The following is a 1,571-nucleotide window of genomic DNA, read 5'->3' as shown; positions in this document are numbered from 1 at the left end:
GCCCTGCATGACATCCAGCATGGCGACAACCGCCGAATGCTGTGGCGCGCACTGTCATGGAGTGTGCTCGCACGAACGCTGCGTGAGGTCCAAAGAGACGACATCTTTCATGCCTCCCGCTACTCGATGCTTCGGATGCGGCGCGGCTACGAACGAGAGTTCGAAGCGGCAATCCTGCGCCCAGAACCTGCGGACGAGAAGGCGAAATCACCTTCGTCCGATGATGAATATGACGCCGATCTGTTCACGATCGAAGATGAAACAGCAGATGGCGCCGATGCTGACGATTACATTGTGGTCATCCCTTCCATCGGCAACGAAACGACGTCGGAAGGAAAACGCGTCAGTGTCGAATATCATAAATACGTGCAAAGGCGCTTACCGCTAGCGCGGGTGCCGGACCTGTCCCTGGCGCGCACGACGTTGCTGGCGGAGTTTCCCTATGCCGCTTCGGTGATCGATACCATTCTGTGGGGGCTCGTCGGCCGCAAATACACCCACATGCGCCCGACCATTCTTGTCGGACCACCAGGATGCGGCAAGACCCGCCTTGCCAGGCGATTGTTCGAGGAACTCAAGATTCCCTATGAACTGATTTCGTGTGGCGGCTTAAGCGACAGTGCGATTGGCGGCACGCCTCGGCGATGGTCATCCGGAGAACCCAGCCTCCCGATTATGGCGGTACGTCAGCACGAAAGTGCTGGCCCTGCCATCATTCTCGACGAGATCGAGAAAATCGGCACCGGCCGCCACAACGGCAATGTCCATGACGTCTTGATCGGATTGCTGGAACCGCAGACATCGTCACGTTGGTCGGATCCATACATCGAAGCGAACTGTGATCTCTCCAATGTCATCTGGCTCATGACCGCCAATGCAACGCAGGGCATTCCGGCGGTTCTGCGAGACCGATGTCGAGTCCTTCAGTTTCCCGTTCCAGGAGCCGACCAGCTTGAATTCCTTGCTCCGGGCATTCTCGAGCGGCTCTACACCGAGACGGGACATGACCGGCGGTGGGCGGCGCCGCTGCAGGATTTTGAGATCGAGGCATTGAGAACGGCCTGGCCCGGCGGATCAATCCGAAAACTGGAGCGGTTCATCGAAGTTCTGGTCGAGGCCCGCGAATGCAACCGCCCGCGACAATGATCGATTGAGGAAAGGATTGGAAAGAACATGTCCAAGAACGATCCAGCAGCAAAAGGCCAGCGGATACGCGGTGTGTCGGGGCGGCGTAACAAGAAGACAACGGAGGCGCTGAAACCCGCGATCGAACCCGGTGTGTCGGTTAACGGGCCAGCAGAGCCGCTCGCCATCGACCTCCATTCCGATGATCTCCAAATCGTGCGGACGCTAGAACTTGAACTCCGTATGGCGGTTCACGAAGCCGGCCATGCCGTGGCGCGGGTTCACCTGGATATCGGGACGATCGTGAAAATCACCATCGAAGCGCCGGAAGGCGGCTATGTCGCCGGCACCATGCCGGGACCGGGTGAGCAGACCGAGGAGATGCTGACCGGAGTTCTGATCGCGGCACTTGCCGGCCGTGCGGCGGAAGAGGTCATTATAGAGTC

The 1,571-nt window shown here is 58.9% G+C and carries 1 protein-coding gene and 1 pseudogene; both read left to right on the top strand.

All coding sequences use genetic code 11. The annotated features are described in order from the left end of the window. Window positions 1-1,146, top strand: a 1,146-nt coding sequence (locus ACX3P1_RS28020) for an AAA family ATPase (RefSeq protein WP_459083057.1), incomplete at its 5' end; no start/stop codon positions are given. 27 nt (window positions 1,147-1,173) lie between these two features. Further along, window positions 1,174-1,571 (top strand): annotated as a pseudogene (locus tag ACX3P1_RS28015) (hypothetical protein); the annotation flags it as partial.

Source organism: Mesorhizobium sp. A623, assembly GCF_054489405.1.
The sequence above is the reverse complement of the archived record's forward strand: the minus strand, read 5'-3'. Positions and strand labels throughout refer to the sequence as shown.